The sequence below is a fragment of the Mycobacterium sp. IDUB_17 genome, from assembly GCF_055419465.1.
On sequence record NZ_JBVAXS010000001.1, the window covers coordinates 672,824 to 692,295 of the forward strand.

At 67.3% G+C, this 19,472-nt stretch carries 13 protein-coding genes; 8 read left to right on the forward strand and 5 right to left on the reverse strand.

Annotated features, from left to right (window positions below):
• Positions 1 to 2 precede the first annotated feature (2 nt).
• Both ACZYZ7_RS03365 and ACZYZ7_RS03370 read right to left on the reverse strand, forming a co-directional pair.
• Positions 3 to 827: a hypothetical protein gene (locus tag ACZYZ7_RS03365; protein WP_463740194.1), complete on the reverse strand. Its 825-nt coding sequence runs from the start codon at positions 825 to 827 to the stop codon at positions 3 to 5.
• 72 nt (positions 828 to 899) lie between these two features.
• Positions 900 to 5,192, reverse strand: coding sequence for an AAA family ATPase (locus tag ACZYZ7_RS03370; protein WP_463740195.1), 4,293 nt, complete (start codon positions 5,190 to 5,192; stop codon positions 900 to 902).
• Positions 5,193 to 5,361: 169 nt separating this feature from the next.
• Here ACZYZ7_RS03370 and ACZYZ7_RS03375 point away from each other — a divergent pair, with 169 nt between their 5' ends.
• Complete coding sequence (locus ACZYZ7_RS03375; RefSeq protein WP_450069059.1) at positions 5,362 to 5,811, forward strand: nitroreductase family deazaflavin-dependent oxidoreductase; 450 nt, start codon at positions 5,362 to 5,364, stop codon at positions 5,809 to 5,811.
• 80 nt (positions 5,812 to 5,891) lie between these two features.
• Here the strand turns inward: ACZYZ7_RS03375 and ACZYZ7_RS03380 are convergent, their stop codons facing one another.
• On the reverse strand, positions 5,892 to 7,076 hold the full coding sequence (locus tag ACZYZ7_RS03380; protein ID WP_450069262.1) for a thiolase family protein: 1,185 nt from the start codon (positions 7,074 to 7,076) through the stop codon (positions 5,892 to 5,894).
• An 81-nt stretch (positions 7,077 to 7,157) separates the two neighbouring features.
• Between ACZYZ7_RS03380 and ACZYZ7_RS03385 the strand changes: the two genes are divergently transcribed.
• From ACZYZ7_RS03385 to ACZYZ7_RS03395, 3 genes are read left to right on the forward strand one after another with little or no spacing between them, the layout of a single operon-like run.
• Positions 7,158 to 7,646 (forward strand): winged helix-turn-helix transcriptional regulator, encoded by a 489-nt coding sequence (locus tag ACZYZ7_RS03385; RefSeq protein WP_450069060.1) that lies wholly within the window; start codon positions 7,158 to 7,160, stop codon positions 7,644 to 7,646.
• Positions 7,643 to 8,989 carry a DUF4253 domain-containing protein gene (locus tag ACZYZ7_RS03390; RefSeq protein WP_135454066.1) on the forward strand — a complete coding sequence of 449 codons (1,347 nt, stop codon included), beginning with the start codon at positions 7,643 to 7,645 and terminating at the stop codon, positions 8,987 to 8,989. The genes ACZYZ7_RS03385 and ACZYZ7_RS03390 overlap by 4 nt, the downstream gene beginning before the upstream one ends.
• An 18-nt stretch (positions 8,990 to 9,007) precedes the next feature.
• Positions 9,008 to 9,955: a DUF389 domain-containing protein gene (locus ACZYZ7_RS03395; RefSeq protein ID WP_135454068.1), complete on the forward strand. Its 948-nt coding sequence runs from the start codon at positions 9,008 to 9,010 to the stop codon at positions 9,953 to 9,955.
• On the opposite strand, the gene ACZYZ7_RS03400 is transcribed toward ACZYZ7_RS03395, so the two are convergent.
• Positions 9,942 to 10,685, reverse strand: a complete 744-nt coding sequence (locus ACZYZ7_RS03400; protein ID WP_286174895.1) for a GAP family protein — start codon at positions 10,683 to 10,685, stop codon at positions 9,942 to 9,944. The two genes, ACZYZ7_RS03395 and ACZYZ7_RS03400, sit on opposite strands and share 14 nt — an antisense overlap.
• Before the next feature lie 130 nt (positions 10,686 to 10,815).
• Here ACZYZ7_RS03400 and ACZYZ7_RS03405 point away from each other — a divergent pair, with 130 nt between their 5' ends.
• Genes ACZYZ7_RS03405 through ACZYZ7_RS03420 form a run of 4 tightly spaced genes read left to right on the forward strand, consistent with a single transcriptional unit; the run spans position 10,816 to position 18,764 of the window.
• Entirely contained in the window at positions 10,816 to 14,142 is a 3,327-nt protein-coding gene (locus ACZYZ7_RS03405; RefSeq protein ID WP_450069062.1) for a transglutaminase family protein, read from the forward strand.
• Entirely contained in the window at positions 14,142 to 16,832 is a 2,691-nt protein-coding gene (locus ACZYZ7_RS03410) for a circularly permuted type 2 ATP-grasp protein (RefSeq protein WP_135454072.1), read from the forward strand. The genes ACZYZ7_RS03405 and ACZYZ7_RS03410 overlap by 1 nt, the downstream gene beginning before the upstream one ends.
• Positions 16,829 to 17,746 (forward strand): transglutaminase family protein, encoded by a 918-nt coding sequence (locus ACZYZ7_RS03415; RefSeq protein ID WP_463740196.1) that lies wholly within the window; start codon positions 16,829 to 16,831, stop codon positions 17,744 to 17,746. The genes ACZYZ7_RS03410 and ACZYZ7_RS03415 overlap by 4 nt, the downstream gene beginning before the upstream one ends.
• Positions 17,739 to 18,764 carry a zinc-binding metallopeptidase family protein gene (locus ACZYZ7_RS03420; RefSeq protein ID WP_450069263.1) on the forward strand — a complete coding sequence of 342 codons (1,026 nt, stop codon included), beginning with the start codon at positions 17,739 to 17,741 and terminating at the stop codon, positions 18,762 to 18,764. Before ACZYZ7_RS03415 ends, ACZYZ7_RS03420 begins: the two co-directional genes overlap by 8 nt.
• Here ACZYZ7_RS03420 and ACZYZ7_RS03425 read toward each other — a convergent pair.
• Positions 18,761 to 19,387, reverse strand: coding sequence for a TetR/AcrR family transcriptional regulator (locus tag ACZYZ7_RS03425; protein WP_135454078.1), 627 nt, complete (start codon positions 19,385 to 19,387; stop codon positions 18,761 to 18,763). The genes ACZYZ7_RS03420 and ACZYZ7_RS03425 overlap by 4 nt on opposite strands.
• Positions 19,388 to 19,472: the final 85 nt, after the last annotated feature.

A 19,472-nucleotide genomic window follows, 5' to 3' on the forward strand; every position in this document is an offset into this window, starting at 1 on the left:
GATCACTTCTTGACCGGCCTCCCGTACAACGCCGCGAGACTTCGCTTCTCCTTGATCCGCAGGGCGAACCGGATTCGGACGGCCATTTCGATCCGCGAGTTCGTGGTCTCACCGAGCACCTCGAGACTCGGCAACACACTGATGGCGAGGTCTATCGGCTCCTCACCCGGTGAGGCCTCGGGGGCGCCCGCATGCGCGATGAGCTGGCGCCGGCCGAGCATCACCATGACGGTGCCAGGCCTTCTCTTGCCCGTGATCGCTCCGGTCTTGTCGACCTCGTCCATCTGCCTGTTGAGCTGTGACGCGCGGTGCAGTGAGTTGACGTGCGCCGCGGCGAGCAGCTCATTGGTGACGGGATAGCCGGCAGTCAGATCGCTGAGCTCTTTCAGTCCCTGGGTGTCGGAGATGAGACACGACGGGGACCGGTAACCGGCATCCTCGATCTTTGCCCGGGCGTCGATGAGGTTGTCCAACAGGATTTGGGATGTTGCGGCGTCGAAGTTGAATGTGTAGAACGCATTGTTGCGCAGTGATCTGATGACCCTGTTGTCCACTCTGCGGGCGAGTCTGGTTGCAGCCCAGTTCACTTCGTCGATCAGGGAATCGAGGGTCGGCGCGGTGGTCTGGACCAGGGTGACCTGGAAACTGACCTCCCGGGAGCGGACTCGTAAGAAGCCGGGATTGTTGACGACGTCGTTGCGTACCCGGCGCTGGCCCGGGTCACAGGTGTTCCAATGGGGGATGGCCTGCCAGGCGATGCACGTCTGCTCGAAGGTCTCGGTGACCGCCTGGTTGGCGATGGTCAATTGTTCTGTAGTCAAATACATTTGGTGACCCCCTGACCCCGATCAGGAAAGCATCGCAGACCGCACCGGCGGGTGTGGTCGTTTCGGCGTGAACTACTTCTGGTGGAGTACCACTTCCTGCCCGGGCGTCATCTCGCCGCGTGCCATCGCTTCGCAGTGCGCCAGGTGCAGCGGAGCGACGGGATCATCCGGCAGCAATCGCTGACACCGCTTGAATGCGGTGCGGGCCCGGTCGACATCCCCGGCGTCGAACAGTGCGAAGGCTTCCGCGAAGGCGGGTTGCGCCGCACGTTTGGCGGACCGCAGGGTATCCGAATCATCGTCGTAGACTTCGTAAATCGTCACCGGCCTGCGCCGGTTGACGACCATCACCCGTTCCATGCGTCGGACGTCGAACCCCGGGGATCGAGCCAGCCGGGTCATGGTCGCATCAGAGATGAGCAAAGCGGACCCGTAACGTTTGTTGGTGCTCTCGATACGCGCGGCCAGGTTCACCGCATCGCCGATGATGGTCAGCACCATGCGGTTAACGCCGCCGACCAGTCCGACTCCCACCGCTCCGGTATTGATGCCGATGCCCGCGCGCAACTCCTCGGAGCCGTGTGCCAGCCGTTCCCGGTTGTGGTCGCGCAAGGATCGCAGCATCGCCAGACCAGCCCGGACCGCGTCGTCCGGGGTCTCGAAAACGGCGACGATCTCGTCTCCGCGTACGTCCTGGACGAAACCGTTGCAGCTGATGATCGGCAGCTCGACCGCGCGCAGGAAGCCCATCGCCAGATTGCCGGCCTCCGAAACATTCATGTCCTCGATCATCGTGGTGTAACCGCGGATATCGCTGATCAGGACCGTCATCTCGCGCTCGACGCGGTAGCCGGCGCGTACGCGGCGGAGGTCGTCGATGTCGAGGATGCGCAGCAGCTCGTTGGGCACGAATCGGGATTGCACGTCGATCAGCGACTGCCGGTACTCATCGGCGGCCTTCAGCCGTGCCTCGAGCTGGAAGTTCCACAACGGTGCGGCGGCCTGTGCGCACAGGAACATGACCGCGTCCTGCTGATCGGACGTGAAATGTCCGCCGGTATCGTCGCGCTGGGCACAGATCACCCCGATCACCCTGTCCTGCACCACTATCGGTGACGCCAGAGTGCGTGTGGCCACATGCGGGACACCGCTGGAGGCAACCAGCCGGACCAGCTCGCCGTCATAGCTCGCTTCGGTCGAGCGCTCGTCGAGGATCGTGGCGGCGCCGTGCTCGTAGAAGGCGCGCACACCCCAGGATTCGTCGGCGGCTCTGGTGAGCAGCTGTACGCGGCGGGCCCCGGTGGTGTCGGCGACCGAGCCCAGAATGATGCGAGCCACACCATCGGCGGTCCGCGCCCCGGCCAGGGTCCGCAGCAACTGATGGGCGCTGACGGGGTCGATACCGACCGCACCCGGATGTACCAGGTCCCGGCTGAGCAGCCAGGGATGTTGCTGGGCAAGCCAGTCCGTGCGGATCGCCACCCCGAGACTGAGCCAGCGTTGGTAGGCCGAGCGCAACATGTGATCGCGCAGCGTCATTCGCCCGGTCTCGGCGTACAGCAACGCCGCCTCCTCGTGGGCACGGGCGCCGATCATGGGTAGCTGGTGTGTCTCGGCGAGCGCAATTGCCCGGTGCAGATGGCGCTCACCCTGGCCGTAGTGACCGCGGGCGCGCGCCCATGAGCCCTGGAGCAGCTCGTAGGCCGCCGCGTAGTTCTCCGGCGCGGTCTCGGCGCAGGTCCGGTGCAACTTCATCGCCTGGCGGACGAAGCGGGCGGTCGCGCGGTCGCGCGGCGCGTTCTGCATCAGGCTCAGCGCACCGATCAGGTAGACCAGCTGGGAGACGGAGGTGCCGACCAGGCCGTCGATGTGCTCGACGGCCTCCTCGGTGAACGGGATGGCGCCCGCGTGGTCGCCGGACCAGAAACACAAACCCTGCTTCATCGCCGCCACGATCCCCATGACGACCTCGTCGCCCTCACGCTGTGCCGCGGCCAGCACCTCCCGCTCGTCGTAGCCGCTCTCGCCGGCGAGCAGCAGCGGATCCTCGCACCTGCCCATCAGGTTCAGCGCCATCTGTTGTTGCGCCTGACAGAGCATGCTGGGTGCGCGTTGTGTACGGAACTGGGGGATCAGGGACTGTGCCAGTGCGTCGATCTCGGCGAGGGGTCGGCCCACCCAGAACGACTGGGAGATCAGGGTCGCGGCAAGAAATCCGGCATACTCCTGATCGCCCTGGTCGAGGGCCTCGGTGACGGCGCCGCGGAGCAGGCCGAGCCCGTCGCGCAGGGGATGACGCCAGTGGTGGATGAAGTTCAGATGCATGAACAGCGTCTGCGGCCTGGCCTCCCGGAATTCCGGCCGCTCGGCCAGCTGCAGCCCGACCTCCCCGAACCGCTGGGCGCCCGAACGATCACCGAGTATCACCAGCAAGAGCCCGTAGCTGGCCAAGACCAGGGGCGAGGACGGGGTATGGCCGTAGGCCAGGGTGAGTTCGAGCTGCTTGCGCACCAACAAGGGGAAGAGATTCGGCCGGACGATATAGGAGATGCTGCGCATCTCGGTGAGGATCCGCTGAACCTCGATGACGCGCGGATCCTGGCAGGACGGCAGGTCCAGCAGCCGGTCGTTGCTCCAACGGCGCATCGTCAGCCGCATCCGGACCATCGCATTGGCCATCCGTGGCTTGCCGGCCTGGGCAGGCAGCGGCTCGCCCAGCTCGTCGAGCGCGGCCAGCCCGATCTCGATCGCCTCACGCAACCGGTTCTGCGCGACGCGACCTTTGAGCCGCAGGTACGCGAGCCGGGCGCGGTCGGCCGGGTCGGACAACGCGTCGTCGGCCTCGTCGAGCAAGGCGAACAGCGCCGGGACATCGCCGACGAGCAGTGCGGCGTCCGCGGCGTCGAGGTGCAGTTCCCTGGCCAACGGGAAGTTCGTGGCCCAGCGCTGCGCGCCGAGCAGCCGCAGGGCATTGCGGCAGTACTCCAGCGCCAACGGGAATGATGCCTGGACCCGGGCTTTCCGGGCGGCGCGGTGAAGTACGTCGACGAAGCGGATTCGCTCGGCGCCGTCGGTGCCGGTCAGGCCGCCGATCCCGACGTGCCGCGCGGCTTCGAACAACCGCTCGTCGCCCAGTTCGATCAGCCGCCTGCCCAGCCGTAGGTGCACCTCGAGCTGTGCGTCGTCGGACAGATGGGCCCGGGCCGTTTCGGCGACCCGGTCGTGGCTGAAGCGGTAGCGCGCGTCACGGCTGATGGCGTTCGCGATGCGCCGGCCGCCGCTGTCGACCGCCTCGATGAGCCGCAGTTCCATACACGCCCAAAGGGCTTGTGCTGCAACGTCTGAGGGTTGTGCAGAGGCTACTGCGGCGTCGGCCAGGTCGAACTCGCCACCGATGCAGGACACCGAGCTCAACACCGCAAGATCGGATGGACGCAATTGGTTCAGGTAGCTGCCGAGAAATTCCGCCTCGGTGGCGGAGACCTCGATCGAGGACAGCGCGCGCAGGTCCCACACCGGGCTCTGTCCGTCGCCTGCCGGGTTCAGGGCTCCTTCGCGCTGCGCGCGGTACAGCAGTTGGCGGATCTGGAGGGGATTGCCCCCGGTGCGGTGTTGGAATTCGGCGGCCACTTCGGCCAGCTCAAGGCTCCGGCCGGTGACGTCGGTGAGCAGTTCCTCGACGTCCTCGGGGCCCAGCGTGCCCAGCTCCAGACTGCGTACGTGGGGCGAGGTGATGCCGGCTGCGCCGGCGTCGAACTCGCCTTCGCGGTACGCGCCGAGCACCAGGACACTGCGGGGTGCCACCGCGAGCAGTTCCGACAGCAGTAACAGCGAGTCCTGGTCCGCCCATTGCAGGTCATCGATGGCGAGCACGACCATCCGGTGGGCGGCGGTGATCGAAAGCAGACGGATGACGGCGCGGTGCAACCGGCGGCGGGTCTCGGCGGCATCGAGGTCGGCCACCGGTGCGGCCCCGCCGAGCGCGTCGGTCAGCTCTGGCACGAGATCCCCGAGAACGCCTGTCAGCGGCGAAGTCTCGACGCTGAGATCCGCGCGCCATTCGTCGCGCTCCGCCGGGGCGGCTGCCACCATGGAGTGGACCAGCGCGGTGAGTGCATCGCCTATCGCCGAATACGGGGCCGGAGCCCCGTCTCGACAGCGGCCGTAGGCGAACGTGCAGTTGCGATCTGCGAGTTCATCTCCGAAGGCCTGCAGGAGGGTCGACTTGCCCACACCGGGAACCCCGCTGATGAGCACGGATGTCCCGCCGTTCCGTTCGGCTGACGCCGCTGCGGCGCGAAGTTCGCCCAGCTCGCGTCGTCGGTCGACCACGCGGCCGCTGATGTCGAGCGTCGCCGATGTCACCGCACGTAGCGCCCCTCTCCGATTGGGCGGTCCGAGGCGAATTGACCGGATCGTCAGAGATAGCCAGGATCGCAGGAGCCCACCGTTTTCGGCGCGTTTTCACGGGTCTGGAACCGACCTGGGCCAGACATCGTGGAATAGAAGCGCCACCGGAGAAGCTGGAGAAGTCATGACCGAGATGGACAAGGGCAAGTTCTACACCGACACGGAATACCTCGATGACTTCAACCGCAACGTGGTCGAGGAATTCCGGGGGAACGGTGGCAAGGTCGGCGGCCCGTTCGAGCAGGCCGACCTGCTGTTGCTGCACACGACCGGCGCCAAGTCGGGCAAGCCACGGCTTTCGCCGCTGGCCTATCTGACCGTCGACGGCAAGATGCTCATCGTGGGGTCGTACGCAGGTGCGCCGAAAGACCCGGCATGGGTGCACAATCTGCGGGCCAATCCGAAGGTACGTATCGAGCTGGGCACCGACGCCTACGACGCAACGGCCCGGGAACTGCCCGATGCCGAGCGCGACGCCGCCTACCCGAAGATCACCGAGGTTGCGCCCGTGTTCGCCGAATACCAGGCCAACACCACTCGGTCCATCCCGTTGTTCGAAATCGTCCGCGCTTAGTCCCTCGGCGCCGAAACGGTATTCCAGCCGCCTGCGACTCGCACTTTCGCCGCTGGAATACCGTTTCGGCCGGGATCGGGCTACAGCCGTTCGATGATGGTGGCGTTGGCCATGCCGCCGCCCTCGCACATCGTCTGCAGGCCGTAGCGCCCGCCGCGCTGCTCGAGCGCATTGACCAGGGTGGTCATGATGCGTGCACCACTGGCTCCCAGCGGATGGCCGATGGCAATCGCGCCACCGTTGACGTTCGTCTTGCCCAGATCTGCACCTGTGTCATGCGCCCAGGCCAGCACGACCGGGGCGAACGCCTCGTTGACTTCGAACAGGTCGATGTCTGCCAGCGTCAGACCCGCACGCGCCAATACCTTTTCGGTGGCCGGGATGACGCCGGTCAGCATGTACAGCGGATCCGACCCGACCACGGTGGTGGTATGGATACGTGCCAGGGGCTTGAGCCCGAGCTTCCTGGCCGTCGCCCCGCTGGTGATCATCACCGCCGCGCTGCCGTCGGACAGCGGTGACGAGTTACCCGGGGTGATCTCCCAGTTGATCTGCGGGAAGCGGGCGGCATAGGCCTCGTTGTAGAACGCCGGCTTCAACCCGGACAGCGTGTCGACCGTCGTCCCCGGGCGGATGATCTCGTCGGTGCTCAGTCCGGCGATCGGCGCGAGTTCGGCCTCGAACAATCCGTCCTTGGTGGCCCGCGCCGCCTTCTCGTGGCTGCCCGCCGAGAACTCGTCGAGCTGGGCGCGGGAAAAGCCCCACTTGGCTGCGATCAACTCGGCGCTGATCCCTTGTGGGACAAGGCCTTCAGAGTAGCGCTCGGCGAAGGCCAGGCCGAACGGGTCGCTGCCCGGCAGTACCGAGCTGCCCATGGGCACCCGGGACATGGACTCCACACCCGCGGCGATCACGATGTCGTAGGCGCCGGCCAGCACGCCTTGCGCGGCGAAGCTGATCGCCTGCTGGCTACTGCCGCACTGTCGGTCCACCGTGGTCCCCGGAACGGTCTCCGGGAAGCCCGCGCCCAGCAGGGCATTGCGGGCGATGTTGACGGCCTGATCGCCGACCTGGGTCACGGCGCCCGCGATGACGTCGTCGACGAGTGCCGGGTCGACACCGGTGCGGGTGATCAGCTCCCGCAGGCTGTGGGCCAGCAGATCGGCCGGCAGGACGCCGTGCAGTGCGCCGTTGGCCTTGCCTTTGCCGATCGGGGTCCGGACCGCTCCGACGATGACTGCGTCCCGGTCTGCATATCCGGTCATCTGGGCCTCCTGATGCTCCACGCTGAGTATTGTGATGACTACCCAGGTATAACACCTGGGTATAGTGAGAACAACTCAGGGATGGGGTTTGATTCCGTGGGAATGCTGCAGGGCAAGCTCGCCGACCGGGACAGCTGGTCGGCAGTGGGTCATTGCCCGATCGAGAGGACCATGGCGTTCGCCGGCACCAAGTCGGCGATGCTGATCATGCGCGAGGCCTTCTACGGCACGACCCGCTTCGACGACTTCGCCCGCAGGGTCGGGATCACCAAGGCGGCAACCTCGGCACGGTTGTCCGACCTGGTGGCGGCCGGGCTGCTGGCAAAACGGCCCTATCGCGAGCCCGGTCAGCGGGAGCGCGACGAGTACGTGCTCACCGAATCCGGAACCGACTTCATGCCGGTGGTGTGGGCCATGTTCGAGTGGGGTCGCAAGCATCTCAACGACACCGGACTGCGGCTCGCACATGACGGGTGCGGTGCGCTGGCCGGAGTCGAAATCCGTTGTGACGAAGGACACCACGTGCCGGCCGACGAACTCGTCGTCCGCGTCGAGCGTCGCACGTCGTGACGGTGGGTGCGCGTGCGCTGGAGACGCTCGCCGAAGACGGCCGATGGCGTATCGAACCCGGACTCACCGAAGCCGAACTGAACGCCCTCGAGTCCCGGTTCTCTCTGCGGCTCAACACTGATCACCGTGACTTCCTGTCCGCCGGAGTGCCGGTGGGCTCCGGCTGGCCTGACTGGCGCAACGCCGACGAGGTGACCTTGCGGATGCACATCGGTCGGCCGGTTCGCGAGTTGCTGCATGCGGTGCGCGAAGGTCAACTGTGGCTTTCCGCCTGGGGCCACAACCCCGGTGGTGACGCGGCACTGAGGCTCGCCAGCGCGAAGCTCGCCGATCAGCCCAGGGTGGTACCGGTCTACGGCGTCGCGTTCCTCCGGCAGGGGCCCGACCTGGACCCGACCGTCTGGGCGATCCAGGACAACACTGTGGCCGCTGTGAGCGCGGACCTGACCGGGTTGGCCCGCGCCCTTACCGGCCGGGCCGTCGAAGCGTTCGCGCCGTCGTCCGCACGGCCGTTCCTTCCGGAATCCATTGCTACGGAACCTGTTCTGCCCCTTGCCCAGCCGCCCTTCAGGCCCGACCCGTCCGGCCCGCCACCAGCCGCGGTACGGCCGCCTACCGATCCGGCGGCCGCGCTGGCCTTGCTCGGCGTCCATCTCGGCGAACTGGAACGCCATGACGACGTGCTGGCCCACCGGGCACCCATGTGGTCGGTACCGGTGCCGCCCGGTGCACCCGCCGCCGCGGCATGGCTGGCAGTTCGTTCCCAGTTCCCGGCGACGGGCTTGTGGCCCGTGCTGCTCACCAAATCGGCCTGGCACCGGCTCGGGATGGACGGTATCGCCGATGACAGCCCCGTGCTTGCGGCCGAACTCGACGGAGTCCGCTGGCTGCAACGTGAATTCGAAGAGCGCACAGCCGAATACAACATCCCGAGACATCCGGCCGCCTTCGAGGCCGTCGACTCCGAAGACTGGCAACAGCAGTTCGCCGAGTTCGATTCTCGCAGTGAGTACACGCAGTTGGCCCTGGTGCCCACCCCTGCCGATTGGCTGGTACCCGGCCTGCTCCAATGGTCGGGCGCGATCAACTCGGACGTTCGCGGTGTCGAGCATGCAGCGATCCTGCGCCGCTGGTCAGACCGTTACGGGACCGAATTGCTCGCCCTCGACGACGAGTCACTACTGCTGACCGTCGACCAGCCGCCGCGTACCCGGCAGGAGGGTCTGGCGGCCGCGCTGGAGGCTTACCTGTACTGCGACGATTCGGTCAACACCCAGGCCGGCTCACTCGACGCGCTGGCGCGCATGCTGGCTCACCCCCTGTGGGCCTTCTGGTGGGACTGAAACCGCTAGTCTCGGCCGGTGCTGCACTTACGCGTCATAGCGCCGGCCGATCTGCGCGAGCCGATTCTCCGTGTCCTGCGAGAGCAGCCCGGCGTCGCCCACATCGTGTTGTTGGCCGGTGCCGCGGTTGATCCCGCCGGTGACCAGATCACCGCCGATGTCGCCCGGGAAGCGGCCGATGAGATTGTCCAGCGGTTGAAATCCCTTGATGTGCAGCACTTCGGCGCCATAACCCTCGAGCCGCTCGACACCGTGCTGTCGAGCGCGGCCTACCACGCCGAGGATGTCGCGGGCGGTGACGGAGCCGATGCGGTGATCTGGGATGAGCTGGTATCGCGGACCCGCGAGGAGTCCAGCCTCAGTGTCACGTTCCTGATGTTCCTGTGCATCGCGTGCCTGCTCGCGGCCATCGGAGTGGTGACCGACTCGGCGATCACCGTGGTCGGCGCCATGGTGGTGGGACCTGAGTTCGGACCGCTCGCGGCGCTCGCCGTCGCGCTCGTCCAACGCCGGGTCTCGCTGGCACGGCGGGCCGGCGCGGCGCTGCTGGTCGGATTCCCGGTGGCCATGGTCGTCACCGGGCTGGCAACACTCGGATTCGAAGCGCTCGGATGGGTGCAGCTGACCACGTTCAGCGAACTCACCCAGGTCGACTTCATCTTCCAGGTGGGACCGTTCTCATTCGTCGTCGCACTGCTGGCGGGCGCCGCCGGGATGCTGTCGCTCGTATCGTCGAAATCCGCCGCGCTGGTGGGTGTCTTCATCTCGGTGACGACCGTCCCCGCCGCGGGTTTCGCGGTGGTGGCCGCCACCGTCGGCGATTGGGATGTCGCCGCCGATTCGGTGCTGCAGCTGCTGGTGAACCTGCTGGGTATCACCATGGCCGGTGTGCTGACGCTCGCGGTCTACCGTCGCGCGAAAGTCGGCAGTCGCACGAAGGTTCGCCGCGCCGTCACAAGTGGCTGATGCCCGAGGCCAAGAAGAACACTCCGACCGCGCCGGCGATCACGGCCACCACCAGGCGATGGTGCCGGCCCATCCAGGCATACAGCCGCTCCACACCCGACCGGGTGGCCTCCGGCGCCACCCAGAAGCTGATGATCGGGATCAGCGCCGCCAGGAAACCGACGAGGTTGAACACGACCATTGCGGCCATCTGCTCGGCCAATGCGGCACCTGAGGTGAGGGCCGCAGCCATCGCGGCCAGGTAGTAGGGCGTGGGGAAACCGTTGATGAGGCCCAGCAGCGCGGCGGCCCACGGTGCCTCACCACGCAGGGCGGCCTGCATCCCCGCCGGCAGTTTCGACAGACCTGGCACCGCCTCCTCCGCGGGCGGCGTATCGGTGCCGTCACCCACTGCGACCGGTACGGCCCGTCGCGCGCGCACCCGGTTGACCAGGCGTTCGAGCTGTCCTGTCGCGGACAGGACAGCGATCACCAGCGCCACGGCGCCGATGCCGATCTCCAGTCCCGGCGGCATCGTGCTTCCGCCGTCGCCCGTGGCGTTCTTGAACACGAACACCACCGCGGCGCCCACTGCGACGTTGGCGGTGAAGGCGAAGAGAAAGAACGGGAGCAGCAAACGCAAGGGCCGTGACCGCGACAGCATGAAGGCAACGACCCCGATTCTCAGGGGATCGATTGCCGCCACGGCGGCCATCACCAGCACGGTGCTCCACATCGCGGGCGGCCACATCCCTTCACCTCAGTTACCTCACCGCTGAATTCAACCAGCGCTGACCGACTACGGCCGAATCCGGGCGCATCAACCGTGACCGCCCGCTGCACGCAGTGCGGGGGAGTTCGCCATGTGGTGGGATCTGTAGATGGGGATCAAAGTGGCGCTGGAGCATCGCACCAGCTACACCTTCGACCGGTTGGTGGAGCTGCATCCACACGTCATCCGGTTGCGCCCGGCGCCGCACTCTCGCACCCCCATCGAGGCGTACTCACTGACCGTCGAGCCGGCCGGCCATTTCATCAACTGGCAGCAGGACGCATTCGGTAACTTCCTGGCCCGCTTGGTGTTCCCGGACCGGACGCGCATGCTGACCATCACCGTCGGGCTCATCGCCGATCTCAAGGTGATCAACCCGTTCGACTTCTTCATCGAGGATTACGCAGAGAGCTTCGGCTTCGAGTACCCGAAAGCCCTGCTGGAGGATCTCAAGCCATACCTGCGCCCGGTCGACGAGGAGGCCGAGGGATCCGGTCCGGGCGAACTGGTGAAGGCGTGGGTGAGCAATTTCACCGTGCCGCCAGGCACCCGCACGATCGATTATCTGGTCGCGCTCAACCGTGCCGTCAATGCCGATATCGGCTACTCCGTCCGGATGGAACCCGGTGTGCAGACCCCGGACGTCACGCTGCGCACCGGAATCGGTTCGTGCCGCGACTCGGCGTGGCTGTTGGTGTCGATCCTGCGTCGGCTGGGGTTGGCGGCCCGGTTCGTCTCGGGTTACCTGGTCCAGCTGACCTCGGACGTAGAGGCCCTCGACGGACCGTCAGGCCCCGCCGCGGATTTCACCGACTTGCACGCCTGGGCCGAGGCATACATCCCGGGGGCCGGCTGGATCGGCCTGGACCCGACGTCGGGACTGTTCGCCGGGGAGGGCCACATCCCGCTCTCGGCGACCCCGCACCCGGAATCGGCGGCCCCGATCACCGGCGCCACCGGACCGTGCGAATCCGCGCTGGAGTACTCCAACGTGGTCACTCGGATCCACGAGGACCCGAGGGTGACGTTGCCGTACACCGACGCGGCCTGGACAGCGATCACGAAGCTGGGTGCCGAGGTGGATCAGCGCCTGGCCGACGGCGATGTGCGGCTCACCGTCGGGGGCGAGCCGACCTTTGTCTCGATCGACAATCAGGTCGATCCGGAATGGACCACCGACGCCGACGGCAAGCACAAGCGCGAACGAGCCTCGGTGCTCGCGGCGCGTCTCAAGGCGGTGTGGGCCCCGGCCGGGCTGATCCAGCGCAGCCAGGGCAAGTGGTATCCGGGCGAGCCCCTGCCGCGCTGGCAGATCGGCCTGGTCTGGCGTACCGACGATCAGCCACTGTGGAACGACGCGGCGCTGCTGGCCGATCCGTGGGGTGGTGCGGTGCCCGCCCTGGCCGACGACGCCGGTCAGCGCATCCTCGCAGCGGTCGCCGCCGACTTCGGGCTTCCCGCCGGTCAGGTTCGCCCGGCATATGAGGATGCGCTGAGCCGATTGGCGGCCGCCGCGCGGCAGCCGGCCGGCGAGCCGGTGGCCGCCGCCGACGACCTGGCCGATGACACCCCGGACGCCCGGGCCGAGCTGCTGGCCCGGCTCGATGCCCCGGTCGATCAGCCCGCCGCCTACGTCCTGCCCCTGCACCGCCGCGCCGACGGGTCCGGCTGGGCCAGCGCGGACTGGCAGCTGCGGCGTGGCCGGATCGTGCTCACGGAGGGTGATTCGCCGGCCGGGCTGCGGCTGCCGCTGAATGCGATCAGCTGGCATCCGCCGCGCCCGGCCTACGACGCCGACCCGCTGTCGCGGCGCACCGACGTGCGCGCCGAACCCGACGACGCCGCGCTCGAGCCCGCCGACGAAGCACCGACCACGGCGCTGGTCGCCGAGATCCGGTCCGGGTTCCTCTATATCTACCTGCCCCCGACCGAGGAGCTCGACGATTTCGTCGACCTCGTGGCCCGCGTCGAATCCGCAGCCGCCAAGTTGGACACGCCGGTGGTGATCGAGGGGTACGGGCCGCCGCCGGACCCTCGCATCGCGTCCATGTCGATCACCCCGGATCCGGGCGTCATCGAGGTCAACGTCGCACCGACCGCCGGCTTCGCCGAACAGAAGGCCCAACTGGAGACCCTCTACGAGCAGGCCCGGCAGGCCCGGCTGTCGACCGAATCGTTCGACGTGGACGGAACCCACGGCGGTACCGGCGGCGGCAACCACATCACCCTCGGCGGCATCACTCCGGCCGACTCACCGCTGTTACGCCGGCCCGATCTGCTGGTGTCGCTGCTCACCTACTGGCAGCGCCACCCCTCGTTGTCCTACCTGTTCGCCGGCCGGTTCATCGGCACCACCTCACAGGCGCCGAGGGTGGACGAGGGCCGGTCGGAAGCGCTCTACGAACTCGAGATCGCCTTCGCCGAGATCGCGCGGCTTTCCGCCGCAGGCGGCGCGTACGGCACGGTGGCCGGTTCCGCTAATCCCTGGGTCACCGACCGTGCCCTCCGGCATCTGCTCACCGACATCACCGGCAACACCCACCGTGCCGAATTCTGCATCGACAAGCTCTACAGCCCCGACAGCGCGCGGGGGCGCCTGGGGCTGTTGGAGTTGCGGGGTTTCGAGATGCCGCCACACTTCCAGATGGCGATGGTGCAGTCGCTGCTCGTGCGCGCGCTGGTCGCCAGGTTCTGGGAGGAGCCGTTGCGGGCTCCGTTGATCCGGCACGGTGCAAATCTGCACGGCCGATACCTGCTGCCGCACTTCCTGATTCATGACATCGCCGAGGTCGCGGCCGACCTGCGGGCGCATGGCATCAACTTCGACACCAGCTGGCTGGATCCGTTCACCGAGTTCCGGTTCCCGCGGGTGGGCACCACGGTCTGCGACGGCGTGGAGATCGAGCTGCGCGGCGCGATCGAACCGTGGAATGTGTTGGGGGAGGAGTCGACTGCCGGGGGCACCGCCCGTTACGTGGACTCGTCGGTGGAGCGGGTCCAGGTGCGGCTGGTCGGGGCCGACCGGCACCGCTACATCGTGACCGCCAATGGCTACCCGATCCCATTGCTGGCCACCGACAATCCCGACGTCCAGGTGGGCGGTGTGCGGTTCCGTGCCTGGCAGCCGCCCAGCGCACTGCACCCGACGATCACCGTGGACTCCCCGCTGCAGTTCGAACTGGTGGACGGCAGCACCGGGCAGTCCAAGGGCGGCTGCACGTACCACGTGGCACACCCGGGTGGACGGTCCTACGACACCCCACCGGTCAACGCGGTCGAGGCCGAGTCGCGGCGTGGCCGTCGATTCGAAGCGGCGGGATTCACCCCGGGCACCATCGACCTGGCGGATCTGAGGGAGAAGCAGGCACGCCAATCCACTGATGTCGGCGCGCCCGGAATTCTGGATCTACGTCGGGTGCGTACCGTTCTTAACTGATGGTTCTACGTGCGAACGGCTCACCGGAGTCAGCCCAAGCCACTGGTGTTGCCGCGGACACCGGTGTGGATGTTGACGGCGTACTGGCCGCCTATCGCAGTTCCCGGGCCCAGCAGGCGCTGTTCGACGTGCGCGACGACGGCGGCGGTGCCGGTTACGACGAGTTGGTCGATGCCTCGGGCGACGTCCGCCCGGCCTGGCGGGAGCTGGCCGAGGGCGTCGGCGAGCGGGGCCGTGACGGTCTGGACCGGCTCCGCGCCGTGGTGCGGGGCCTCGTCGACAACGACGGCATCACCTACATCCAGGTGGACCGTCACGGGGAGGTGGTCACCGACGGTGACGGCACCGCCGTACCCGGCCCCTGGCATCTTGATGCGTTGCCGCTGGTGATCTCGGCGCAGGACTGGGATTCGCTGGAATCGGGTCTGGTGCAGCGTTCCCGGCTGCTCGATGCGGTGCTCACCGATCTGTACGGTGCCCGCCGCTCGATCACCAGCGGGGTACTGCCCGCCCAGTTGCTGTTCGCCCATCCCGGATACGTGCGCGCCGCGCGTGGCGTCGTGGTGCCAGGACGCCATCAGTTGTTTCTGCACGGCTGCGACGTCAGCCGCGGCGACGACGGCTCCTTCATGGTGAATGCGGACTGGACGCAGGCACCCTCGGGCGCCGGCTACGCGTTGGCCGACCGCCGCGTCATCGCCCACGCGGCCCCCGACCTCTATGAGCGGATCGGCCCGCGGCCGGCCTCTCCGTGGGCGCAGGCGCTGCGCCTGGCCCTTCTGGACGCGGCGCCCGAGGCCGCCCAAGAGCCTGTGGTCGTGGTGCTCAGCCCCGGAATCCATTCTGAGACAGCCTTCGACCAGGCCTACCTGGCCGGTGTGCTCGGCTTCCCACTCGTGGAGAGCGCCGATCTGGTGGTCCGTGACGGCACGCTGTGGATGCGGTCGCTGGGCACCCTCAAACGCGTCGACGTGGTGTTGCGCCGTGTCGATGCCGATTACATGGATCCGCTGGATCTGCGCCCCGATTCCCGGCTCGGCGTGGTCGGCCTCGTCGAGGTGTTGCGCCGCGGCGCGGTGACGGTGGTCAACACGCTGGGCAGCGGGATTCTGGAAAGTCCGGGTCTGGCCCGATTTCTGCCGGAGTTGGCCGAGCTGCTGTTGGATGAGAAACCGCAACTGACGGCCGCTCCGATGTACTGGGGCGGCATCGACATCGAACGCTCCCATCTGCTCACCAAGCTGACCTCACTGTTGATCCGGCCCGTCAGCGGCGGTGAGATGATCGTCGGGCCGACGCTGTCGGCTGCAGATCGCGAGAATCTGGCGGCACGTATCGAGGCTGAACCGGTCGAGTGGGTGGGGCAGGAGTTACCTCAGTTCTCCACCGCACCAACCGATTATCGGGCCAAGGGGTTGTCGGCCGGAAATGTCGGCATGCGGTTGTTCACCGTGGCGCAACGCGGCGGGTATGCCCCGATGATCGGTGGGCTGGGCTACGTGGTCGCCCCGGGAAACTCTGCCTACCGGATGAACACGCTTGCCGCCAAGGATGTCTGGGTGCGGACCCCGCAGCGGGTCACAGCCGAGCGCGCCCCGGTGGTCTCGGTCGAATTGGTGGCGCCCGGCGCGATCCCCAGCTCTACCCGGGCGGTCAGTTCGCCGCGTGTCCTCTCCGACCTGTTCTGGATGGGGCGTTACGCCGAACGTGCCGAGAGCACGGCCCGGTTGCTCACCGTCACCCGAGAGCGCTACCACGAATTCCGCTATCGCCCGGATCTCGAAGAGAGCCAATGTGTTCCGGTGCTGTTGGCGGCGCTCGGATCGATCACGGGCACCGATACCGGCGATGCCGACGACGATCACGAGATGATCGCGATCGCCCCGGCCACACTGTGGTCGGCCACCGCGGACCGGCACCGGTCGGGCTCGCTCGCCCAATCGGTGGAGCGCCTCGCGCTGGCCGCCCGCTCGGTGCGTGACCAGATGTCCAACGACACCTGGATGGTGTTGGCCGGGGTCGAACGTGCCGTGCTGCGGCCATCGGCCGCTCCGCCCGAATCGCCCACCTCCGCGGACCTCTACCTCGCCAATGCGCACAGCCAGACCCTGGCCGGCATGCTGGCGTTGTCCGGGGTGGCGGCAGAGTCGATGGTGCAGGACATCGGCTGGACCATGATGGATCTCGGTAAGCGCATCGAGCGGGGCCTGGCGCTCACCGCGCTGCTGCGAGCCACCCTGACGACGATGCGCAGCGCGGAAGCCGAACGCGCGGTGACCGAGTCGGCCTTGGTCGCCTGCGAATCGTCGGTGATCTACCGACGGCGCAATCCCGGCCAGATCAAGATCGCAGCGATCGCGGAACTGGTGTTGTTCGATGCCGAGAACCCCAGATCGTTGATCTACCAGTTGGAGCGGATCCGATCCGGTCTCAAGACCCTGCCCGGATCGTCGGGCTCGTCGCGTTCAGAACGTCTGGTCGACGAACTGGCCACCCGGTTGCGCCGGCTCGACCCGGCCGACCTCGAGGAGGTCACCGGCGAGGGGACCCGCGCCGAGTTGGCTGCCCTGCTCGACGGCATGCATGCCGGCCTGCGGGACCTGTCCGGAGTGATCACCGCGGCCCACCTGTCGCTGCCCGGCGGCATGCAACCGTTGTGGGGACCTGACGAACGGCGGGTGGTGCCATGACCCAACCCGGCACCCGCTGCTACGACATCACCCATCGCACGGTCTATCGCTACTCCGACGACGTCACGAGCTCCTACGGCCGTGGTTTTCTCACGCCTCGTGACCTGGACTGGCAACGTTGCCTGTCCCACGAGCTGGTGCTCGAACCGGACGCGGCCGATCGTTCCACCAGCCGGGACGCCTACGGCAACATCAGCTCGTATTTCCACGTCACCGAACGCCACCGCACGCTGAGCATCACGAGCCACTCCGTGGTGGAGGTGGATCCGCATACACCCGAACGCTATTCCGGTGCTTCGGCCAGAGCGCCGTGGGAGCTGGCCCGCCCGGTCGGCGGCGACGGTGCGCTGGCCGCCGAGTTCACCCTGGACCTGTCGCCGCCGGAGATCACCGACGCGGTGCGCGAATATGCCTCACCGAGTTTCGTGCCCGGACGGCCGCTGATCGATGTGCTGCGGGACCTGACGTCGAGGATCTACTCCGACTTCACCTACCGGTCCGGCTCGACCACGGTGTCCACCCAGGTGGCCGAGGTGCTGGCGGCGCGCGAGGGGGTGTGCCAGGACTTCGCCCGGCTGGCCATCGCCTGCCTGCGCGCCAACGGTCTGGCCGCCAGTTATGTCTCCGGCTATCTGGCAACCGATCCGCCGCCGGGCAAGGAACGCATGATCGGGGTGGACGCGACACATGCCTGGGCGTCGGTGTGGACGCCGCAGAATGTCTGGCTGGGAATGGATCCGACCAATGATCAGATGGTCGACGAGCGCTACATCGTGGCCGGGTTCGGCCGCGACTACGCCGATGTACCCCCATTGCGCGGCATCATCTACACGGATTCGGACAGTAGTGTGATCGAGGTGTCCGTGGATGTGGCACCGCACCCGCCCGTTCGAGGGGGATCGCTGCGTGCGTGATTTCACCTGTCCGAACTGCGGCCAGCACCTGGCTTTCGAGAACTCTCTGTGCCTTTCGTGCGGCAGTGCCCTGGGATTCTCGCTCGACGACATGGCGCTGCTGGTGATCACCGACACCGATCATAACGGTCACGCCGGTGCCGTCGATGAGGGCCAGTACGAGCTGTGCGCGAATCTGCATCTGGCCGAATGCAATTGGCTGGTGCACATCGGGCAGGGCGGCCGGCTCTGCGCCTCGTGCGCACTCACCCGGACCCGGCCGGCCGACACCGATACCGCGGCGATGTCGTCGTTCGCCGAGGCGGAGCAGGCCAAGCGCCGGCTGATCGCCGAACTGCACGAACTGAAGCTGCCGATCGTCAGCCGCGACCAGGACCCCCAGTTCGGGCTGGCGTTCGACCTGCTTTCCAGCGAGTCCGAGAAGGTCTTCACCGGCCATCACAACGGCGTCATCACACTGGATCTCGCCGAAGGCGACGATGTGCACCGCGAGCAGCTCCGGATCGCGATGGACGAGCCGTATCGCACCTTGCTGGGCCACTTCCGCCACGAGATCGGCCACTACTACTTCTACCGGCTGGTTGCCCCGTCGGCGAGCTACTCCGCGCGGTTCCGTGAGTTGTTCGGGGATCCGGACGCCGACTATCAGGCCGCCCTGGACCGGCACTACCAGAGCGGTCCGCCCGCGGGCTGGGATGACGAATTCGTGTCGTCGTATGCCAGTATGCACGCGGCGGAAGACTGGGCCGAGACGTTCGCGCACTATCTGCACATCCGCGACACCCTGGATACTGCAGCGGCCTATGGATTTGCTCCGTCCGGGGCAACCTTCGAACGGAAAATACTGGGGCCCAGCGGTTTCGACACGATCATCGAGATGTGGCTGCCACTGGCATGGTCGCTGAACATGGTGAACCGGTCGATGGGACACGACGATCTCTACCCGTTCGTGTTGCCCCCGGCGGTGCTGGAGAAGATGCGGTTCGTTCACACCGTCATCGACGAGCTCACCGCCTAGACCCCCGGCGGACTACCGGGATCGAGAATCCCGTGGGCGAGCCGGGAGAGCGCGCCCTTGATCTGTTCGACGCTCAGTCCACGCGCGCGCTGGTGGGCGAAGCTCTCTGCCGCCAAGGGCGCCAGTAACACATCGACCAATGGATCCGGTTCAGCCGCACCGGCTTCCATCAACAGTGCGCGTACATGGGCGGTCCAGAAACCATATGCACCGGTGGTGAACCGCGCGCCCCCGGTCTCGGCGCCGAGCGCCAGATCGGCGTGCGTCTCCAGGAGTTCGATCATCGCCGCGTAGAACGCCGCGAGTCGCTCGGCCGGTGGCGCACCCGGGCCCAGCGGCGGCTCGCCGGACAATAGCTGCTGCTGTAGTGCGCGTTCGTGTTCGTCGAGCAGAGCCTCGGCTATGGCGCCGGTGCTCGGGTAACGGCGATAGAGCGTGCCACGCCCGACGCCGGCTGCCGTGGCGATGTGGTCCATCGTGACCGTTCGCGGATCGCGGCCGGCGAACACCGTGGCCGCCGCGGCAAGGATTTTCGCGCGGTTGCGGGCCGCATCGGCCCGCAGCGCGCCGACCCGTTCGGAGCCGGCGTCGTCGGACGCAAGGAGGTCTGCGCCGATGTCCATCACTGCACTGTAGCCGATCCGGGAAATAAATGGACGAAATGTCCGGTTACCTGCGATGCTGAACCGGACGTATTGTCCACTTAAC

What these genes read in the sequence shown, in the direction of transcription:
- ACZYZ7_RS03405 (WP_450069062.1), top strand. Translation starts at nt 10,816, where the DNA reads ATGGGGATCAAAGTGGCGCTGGAGCATCGCACCAGCTACACCTTCGAC.
- ACZYZ7_RS03415 (WP_463740196.1), top strand. Translation starts at nt 16,829, where the DNA reads ATGACCCAACCCGGCACCCGCTGCTACGACATCACCCATCGCACGGTC.
- ACZYZ7_RS03375 (WP_450069059.1), top strand. Translation starts at nt 5,362, where the DNA reads ATGACCGAGATGGACAAGGGCAAGTTCTACACCGACACGGAATACCTC.
- ACZYZ7_RS03425 (WP_135454078.1), bottom strand. Translation starts at nt 19,387, where the DNA reads ATGGACATCGGCGCAGACCTCCTTGCGTCCGACGACGCCGGCTCCGAA.
- ACZYZ7_RS03400 (WP_286174895.1), bottom strand. Translation starts at nt 10,685, where the DNA reads ATGTGGCCGCCCGCGATGTGGAGCACCGTGCTGGTGATGGCCGCCGTG.
- ACZYZ7_RS03365 (WP_463740194.1), bottom strand. Translation starts at nt 827, where the DNA reads ATGTATTTGACTACAGAACAATTGACCATCGCCAACCAGGCGGTCACC.
- ACZYZ7_RS03385 (WP_450069060.1), top strand. Translation starts at nt 7,158, where the DNA reads ATGGGGTTTGATTCCGTGGGAATGCTGCAGGGCAAGCTCGCCGACCGG.
- ACZYZ7_RS03380 (WP_450069262.1), bottom strand. Translation starts at nt 7,076, where the DNA reads ATGACCGGATATGCAGACCGGGACGCAGTCATCGTCGGAGCGGTCCGG.
- ACZYZ7_RS03410 (WP_135454072.1), top strand. Translation starts at nt 14,142, where the DNA reads ATGGTTCTACGTGCGAACGGCTCACCGGAGTCAGCCCAAGCCACTGGT.